General features: G+C 67.2%; 9 protein-coding genes and 1 tRNA gene. 6 read left to right on the forward strand and 4 right to left on the reverse strand.

All coding sequences use genetic code 11. From position 1 onward, the window contains the following. The 3 genes from ACNFOC_RS50400 to ACNFOC_RS50410 form a co-directional block, all read left to right on the forward strand. Window positions 1–181: hypothetical protein (locus ACNFOC_RS50400; protein WP_416965700.1), on the forward strand; the 181-nt coding region annotated here is incomplete at its 5' end. Between the two features lie 104 nt (window positions 182–285). After that, on the forward strand, window positions 286–1,854 hold the full coding sequence (locus ACNFOC_RS50405; RefSeq protein WP_416965701.1) for an amino acid permease: 1,569 nt from the start codon (window positions 286–288) through the stop codon (window positions 1,852–1,854). A gap of 209 nt (window positions 1,855–2,063) precedes the next feature. Further along, window positions 2,064–2,136: transfer RNA gene (locus ACNFOC_RS50410), tRNA-Lys, on the forward strand. Window positions 2,137–2,248: 112 nt separating this feature from the next. Here the strand turns inward: ACNFOC_RS50410 and ACNFOC_RS50415 are convergent. From ACNFOC_RS50415 to ACNFOC_RS50425, 3 genes are all read right to left on the reverse strand, one after another. Continuing rightward, window positions 2,249–2,491: a hypothetical protein gene (locus ACNFOC_RS50415; RefSeq protein WP_416965702.1), complete on the reverse strand. Its 243-nt coding sequence runs from the start codon at window positions 2,489–2,491 to the stop codon at window positions 2,249–2,251. A gap of 118 nt (window positions 2,492–2,609) precedes the next feature. Next, the gene (locus ACNFOC_RS50420; RefSeq protein WP_416965703.1) at window positions 2,610–2,819 is read right to left on the reverse strand and encodes a hypothetical protein; all 210 of its coding nucleotides are present in this window, start codon (window positions 2,817–2,819) and stop codon (window positions 2,610–2,612) included. After that, the gene (locus tag ACNFOC_RS50425) at window positions 2,816–3,013 is read right to left on the reverse strand and encodes a hypothetical protein (protein WP_416965704.1); all 198 of its coding nucleotides are present in this window, start codon (window positions 3,011–3,013) and stop codon (window positions 2,816–2,818) included. The genes ACNFOC_RS50420 and ACNFOC_RS50425 overlap by 4 nt, the downstream gene beginning before the upstream one ends. 227 nt (window positions 3,014–3,240) lie before the next feature. On the opposite strand from ACNFOC_RS50425, the gene ACNFOC_RS50430 reads away from it, so the two are divergent. The 3 genes from ACNFOC_RS50430 to ACNFOC_RS50440 are packed head-to-tail and all read left to right on the forward strand — an operon-like array spanning window position 3,241 to window position 4,888. After that, complete coding sequence (locus ACNFOC_RS50430) at window positions 3,241–3,501, forward strand: hypothetical protein (protein WP_416965705.1); 261 nt, start codon at window positions 3,241–3,243, stop codon at window positions 3,499–3,501. Further along, window positions 3,473–4,000: a DUF6879 family protein gene (locus ACNFOC_RS50435; protein WP_416965706.1), complete on the forward strand. Its 528-nt coding sequence runs from the start codon at window positions 3,473–3,475 to the stop codon at window positions 3,998–4,000. Before ACNFOC_RS50430 ends, ACNFOC_RS50435 begins: the two co-directional genes overlap by 29 nt. A 33-nt stretch (window positions 4,001–4,033) precedes the next feature. Next, window positions 4,034–4,888, forward strand: a complete 855-nt coding sequence (locus ACNFOC_RS50440; RefSeq protein ID WP_416965707.1) for a helix-turn-helix domain-containing protein — start codon at window positions 4,034–4,036, stop codon at window positions 4,886–4,888. A gap of 51 nt (window positions 4,889–4,939) precedes the next feature. Here the strand turns inward: ACNFOC_RS50440 and ACNFOC_RS50445 are convergent, their stop codons facing one another. After that, window positions 4,940–5,209, reverse strand: coding sequence for a GntR family transcriptional regulator (locus ACNFOC_RS50445; RefSeq protein ID WP_416965708.1), 270 nt, complete (start codon window positions 5,207–5,209; stop codon window positions 4,940–4,942). Between the last annotated feature and the right edge of the window lie 271 nt (window positions 5,210–5,480).

Raw genomic sequence — 5,480 nt, forward strand, 5'->3', positions numbered from 1 at the left:
ATCGATCCTACCCGGGTCCGGCGATCGCCCTCATCGTCCTCCCGTACCGGACGGGAAGGCGGACCTGGTCGAGCGGGACTCGGCGGGCGACCTGTTCCGCAACAGCGGTGACGGGAAAGGGTCGTTCGGGGCGCGGGTGAAGATCTCGGGCGGGTGGAGCGGCTACACGGGCGTCTTCTGATGTGACTCGTATGTGACTCCTAGGGCGTTTTCTGGCCACATCGAGTCCTTATCGATTCCTTAAGTGGCGCATGTCACGCCCCCGGCGAGGGAATCGCTGGGGGCATGACAGATGACGCCATAGCGAGTGGGCTGTCAAAGGGAGATCCCTCCGATCACTCCGGTCTCTCCGACGAAGAACGGCTTGCCCAACTCGGCTACACGCAGGTTCTCGCCCGCCGCATGTCGGCGTTCTCCAACTACGCGGTCTCCTTCACGATCATCTCGGTCCTGTCGGGCTGCCTGACGCTGTATCTGTTCGGCATGAACACGGGCGGCCCGGCCGTGATCACCTGGGGCTGGGTGGCCGTAGGCCTGATGACGCTGTTCGTCGGCCTGTCGATGGCCGAGATCTGCTCGGCCTACCCGACGTCGGCGGGCCTGTACTTCTGGGCCCACCGCCTGGCGCCCCCGCGCACGGCGGCGGCCTGGGCGTGGTTCACGGGCTGGTTCAACGTCCTCGGCCAGGTCGCCGTGACGGCCGGCATCGACTTCGGGGCGGCGTCGTTCCTGGGCGCGTACCTGAACCTCCAGTTCGACTTCGAGGTGACGCCGGGCCGCACGGTCCTCCTCTTCGCCGGGATCCTGATCCTCCACGGCCTGCTGAACACCTTCGGTGTGAAGATCGTCGCCCTCCTCAACAACGTGAGCGTGTGGTGGCACGTGCTGGGCGTCGGCGTGATCGTCGGCGCGCTGACCTTCGTCCCCGACCACCATCAGTCGACGAGCTTCGTCTTCACGAAGTTCGTGAACAACACAGGCTGGGGCAGCGGGGTCTATGTGGTGTTGCTGGGCCTGCTGATGGCGCAGTACACCTTCACCGGCTACGACGCCTCCGCCCACATGACGGAGGAGACCCACGACGCGTCGACGGCGGGCCCCAAGGGCATCGTCCGCTCCATCTGGACGTCGTGGATAGCCGGCTTCGTCCTCCTCCTGGGCTTCACGTACGCGATCCAGTCCTACGACAAGGAGTTGGGCTCGGCGACGGGGGCACCCCCGGCCCAGATCCTCCTCGACGCTCTGGGAGCGACGGCGGGCAAGCTGCTGCTGTTGGTGGTGATCGGCGCGCAACTCTTCTGCGGGATGGCGTCGGTGACGGCCAACAGCCGCATGATCTACGCCTTCTCACGCGACGGCGCGCTCCCGTTCTCCCACGTCTGGCACACGGTGAGCCCGCGCACGCGGACGCCGGTGGCGGCGGTGTGGCTGGCGGCGGGCGGAGCGCTGGTGCTGGGCCTGCCGTACCTGATCAATGTGACGGCGTACGCGGCGGTCACGTCCATCGCCGTGATCGGCCTCTACATCGCGTACGTCATCCCGACCCTGCTGCGGCTGGGCAAGGGGGACGACTTCCAGCGCGGGCCGTGGCACCTGGGCCGGTGGTCGCGGCTGATCGGGACGGTGTCGGTGGTGTGGGTGATCGTGATCACCGTGCTGTTCATGCTGCCCCAGGTCTCGCCGGTCACGTGGGAGTCCTTCAACTACGCGCCGGTGGCGGTGCTGGTGGTGCTGGGCTTCGCGGCGGCCTGGTGGTTCGCCTCGGCCCGGGAGTGGTTCCTGAACCCGGAGCATGCGCGGACGAAGGCGCGGGAGGCTGCGCGGGCGGGGGCGCCTGAACCGGTGGATCCGTAATACTCCGGATTGGTCGGTGCCTCGTCCGGCACGTGGGTGGTGGTGCGGGTCGGGGTGCCCGAACCGGTAGATCCGTAGCACTCCGGACCAGTTGGTGCCTCGTCCTGGCCCTGCTCGCACCCTGTTTCGCCGTCCGGCGCGGCCGTGTCCCCGATACCCGATCGGAGACACGGCCACCTCCCGCTATGCTCGGGTAGGCAACATCGCGAGGACCCTTAGCTCAATTGGCAGAGCAGTGGACTTTTAATCCATTGGTTGTGGGTTCGAGTCCCACAGGGTCTACCCGGAAGCCCCAGTTCAGAGCACATTTGATCTGGGGCTTCGGTGCGTTCCGGGGGCTCAGAGGTCGTTAGCTCAGTCGAAGCTCAACCGAAGTGCAGACGATAAGCCTTGCTCAGTCGTTGTTGCCGTAGGTGTCTTCCACTGCCTGGGCCTCCCTGACCAAGGCTTGAGCCCCGGCCAGATCAGCGCCGAAGTCCACGAAGATGCGGAAGCGGAAGTCGCCGCGTGGCCGATACTCCACGTCGACCTGGTGGTCGAAGCGGCGGGCGAACTCAACGAGTCGCTGGAAGTCGCCTTCGTCAACATCACTCAGGTCGAGGTCGACGGTGCACTGGGTGTCGTCCTGCAGTTTCATGGTGCCTCCCGCAGTCGGCCCCGCTCTAAGTCTGCGCTCCACCCGAACGGCCCGCACATGGAGCGGCCCCGGCCGGATCGGCGTCCGGTCGGGGCCTGGTCCCGCCCACTCGCAGAACTCACGGGGTACAGGGACGGGCGGGAGTCTGTGGGGCGCCCGCGCAGTCGGGGCAGGCGTACACCTCGATGTCGAGGACGTGGGCACCCATTCGCCCGCGGGAGATGCCGGCGCTCACCGCGCCGTGCCACAGCGGCTTGCCGCACCAGCAGCACGCGCGGCCGGAGTACTGCTCGTACCCCAACTCGGCGGCGGGCGGCGCCTCGTTCACGGCTGGTCGGCGAACGGCACCAAGTCGAACGCCTCACGGCATGGCCGGCAGGCGAACACGCCGCCACCCGCTCCAGAGCCTTGCTCGTGCACCTGGATCAGACGGACGCCCGAGGCGAACGCCTCGTGCCACGAGCACCAGCCGTAGGCGGTGGGGGTGTTCGCGGTGCCCGCGGTCTGCGTATTCTCCGGCATGTCGACTCCATCCAGTCGGCCACGCCCGGTGCCGTTCGCGCGGCCGCCGGGTTTCTGTTGTGTCTCCCGAAGCTAGGAGCGTGACCAGAGCCAGAGCGAGCAATGTGCAGAACTGTGCAGCACACCCACTCTGTAGAGGCATGTTGGCGGAATCGTGGCCTTGACGTTGCGATCGGGAGGCGTGACGGTATTGCAGAAAACTGCACAACGCATCGAGGGAGACAGCCGTGGCACTGCATTTCATCGGTATCGACCCGAACACCGGCGACGACGAGAGCCCTACAGTCTGGGTCGACCAGGAGAAGCAGGAACTCGTACTCCAGGGCTGGAAGCCCGCCCCCGAACTCGAAGCTGAGTGCGCCGAGTTCACCGTCCCCGGCCATGCGGTGGGCATCCCGGAGCACGAGGCCGTGATCCGTATCCCCGCCAGGATGGTGCCGATGATCAGGGAGGCGTGCGATGCCGTCGAGCGTGCCGACGTTCGCTGAACTCATCGCAGGCTGTACCCACACCGCGGTGCACCTGGAGATGCGCGACGCCTATTCGGTCGACAAGGAGCGGCAGCAGTTCGAGGCGTGGCGCCAGGGATTCCGCCACGACCCGGCGGACCGGGCGTCCTGGTGGCGGCCGTGGCTCGACACGGTCCAGGAGACCGTTGCCCGCGGCGTTGCTGTACGGCGTGCCCGGATCGTGTCCGAGCCCGTCAGCGAATACATCCGCTTCGAGCACTCCGGCACCTTCACGAACGTCGCCGCGGGCGAAGAGGTGCGGTGGCTTCCCCGCCGCCAGGCCTCAGACATTGCGCTGCCGGGCAACGACTTCTGGCTCTTCGACGGACGCTTGATCCGGTGGAACCACTTCACTGGCGACGGCGGGTCGGCAGGGCAGGAACTCTCCGAGGATCCTGCCGCCGCCAAACTGTGCGCCGCCGCATTCGACGAGGTGTGGGCCAGGGCCGTCCCTCACGACCAGTACGAGATCCACTAGACCCACTAGCAGGAAGCACCGGTAAGCCAGCTCATGTCCGTCTCCCCGTCCTCGTCCGCCCAGGCCGCGCGCGCAGCTGTCGCCGGGCGGCTGCGCGATCTCCGTAAAGAGGCAGGACTGACGATCACCGAGCTGGCAGACCGGTGCGGCTGGCACCATTCCAAGACGTCCCGCATCGAGAACGCGATCACTGCCCCCACCACCAACGACGTCCGCCGGTGGTGTGCTGCTACCGGGGCGAAGCCCCAGGCACAGGACATCGTCGTGCAGTCGGTGAACGCCGAGTCGATGTACAGGGAGTGGCGCCACCAGACCCGCAGGGGTCTGACCGAGCTGCAGCAGAACACCGGCAAGCTCTTCCGCACCACCGACCTGTTCCGCGTGTACTCGTCCACGCTCGTCCCCGGTCTCCTGCAGACCGAGGGTTACGCGGCCGGCGTTCTCGGCGCGGTGGCCCGTTTCCGTCAGCTCCCTGACGATGACAGCACCGAAGCCGCGCGCGCCCGGGTCGAGCGCTCGCGGATCATCCATGATCCCGGCCGCCGCTTCGTCCTGCTCATCGAAGAGCCGGTTCTGTACTGCCAGATCGCCGACGTCGACGCCATGGCGGCGCAGCTCGGCTACCTCCTCACCGCCGGCGCGATCCCCACGGTGTCCCTCGGCATCATTCCGGCAGCCGCGAGCCTGCGTTCTCAGTGGCCGCGCGAGACCTTCCACGTGTACGACGACAAGCTCGTGTCCGTCGAGTTGGTTTCGGCCCGGGTGCGGATCAACCAGCCCTCTGAGATCGAGCTGTACATCAGGGCGTTCGAGGAACTGCGTGGCATGGCCGTGTACGGCGCCGGCGCGCGCGCCCTGATCCTCAAGGCGATCGAGGCACTGCACTGAACCCCGGGCACGACGAAACGTCCCCTGCGAGGCTCGAGCAGCGGGCGTTGTTCAGGCGTCCGGTTCGCCCTCTTTGGGCGCGTCGCCGGCTGGTTCCGGCATCCCGATGACGTACGTCCCCTTCGCGGGCAGGGTCGCGACGAGCCCTCGCCGCCGGAGTTCAACGATGGTGCGGCGCACGGTACCGATGCTCACGCCGTGCAGGTCCGTCATGGCCCGCTCGCCCGGCAGCGCGGCGCCCTGCGGCAACTTGCCGGACGCGATGTCTGCCGCGATGGCGTCGGCGAGTTTCACGTACTCGTAGCGCGGAAGCTCACTCATCCTTCCACGGTGCCGCAGCCCAACGCATACTGCAGGGCTGGAACGCGTTCCAACGCGGTAGGACGTGGAAATGGGCGGAGGGGTGCAGAGGGACGCAGTTGCCGGTATGGTCGAAATGACAAGACCCCGGCGAGGTGGCTAGACCTCCCGGGGCACGGCCAACGCTACAAAGGAGCGTCAACGTGCACGACCTTATCTGTCACACCCTCAATTGGCTGCGCCTCCTCTTCGCCCCGGGCACGGGTAAACGGCGCCGCCCCCACCGCCACCC

Origin of the sequence: Streptomyces colwelliae (genome assembly GCF_048158785.1) — a bacterium.
In the GTDB taxonomy this organism is placed as follows: Bacteria; Actinomycetota; Actinomycetes; order Streptomycetales; family Streptomycetaceae; genus Streptomyces.

Bases quoted from the DNA above. Each gene is read 5' to 3' on its own strand.
- ACNFOC_RS50405 (WP_416965701.1), top strand. From the start codon at position 286: ATGACAGATGACGCCATAGCGAGTGGGCTGTCAAAGGGAGATCCCTCC.
- ACNFOC_RS50415 (WP_416965702.1), bottom strand. From the start codon at position 2,491: ATGAAACTGCAGGACGACACCCAGTGCACCGTCGACCTCGACCTGAGT.
- ACNFOC_RS50425 (WP_416965704.1), bottom strand. From the start codon at position 3,013: ATGCCGGAGAATACGCAGACCGCGGGCACCGCGAACACCCCCACCGCC.
- ACNFOC_RS50435 (WP_416965706.1), top strand. From the start codon at position 3,473: ATGCCGTCGAGCGTGCCGACGTTCGCTGAACTCATCGCAGGCTGTACC.
- ACNFOC_RS50440 (WP_416965707.1), top strand. From the start codon at position 4,034: ATGTCCGTCTCCCCGTCCTCGTCCGCCCAGGCCGCGCGCGCAGCTGTC.
- ACNFOC_RS50445 (WP_416965708.1), bottom strand. From the start codon at position 5,209: ATGAGTGAGCTTCCGCGCTACGAGTACGTGAAACTCGCCGACGCCATC.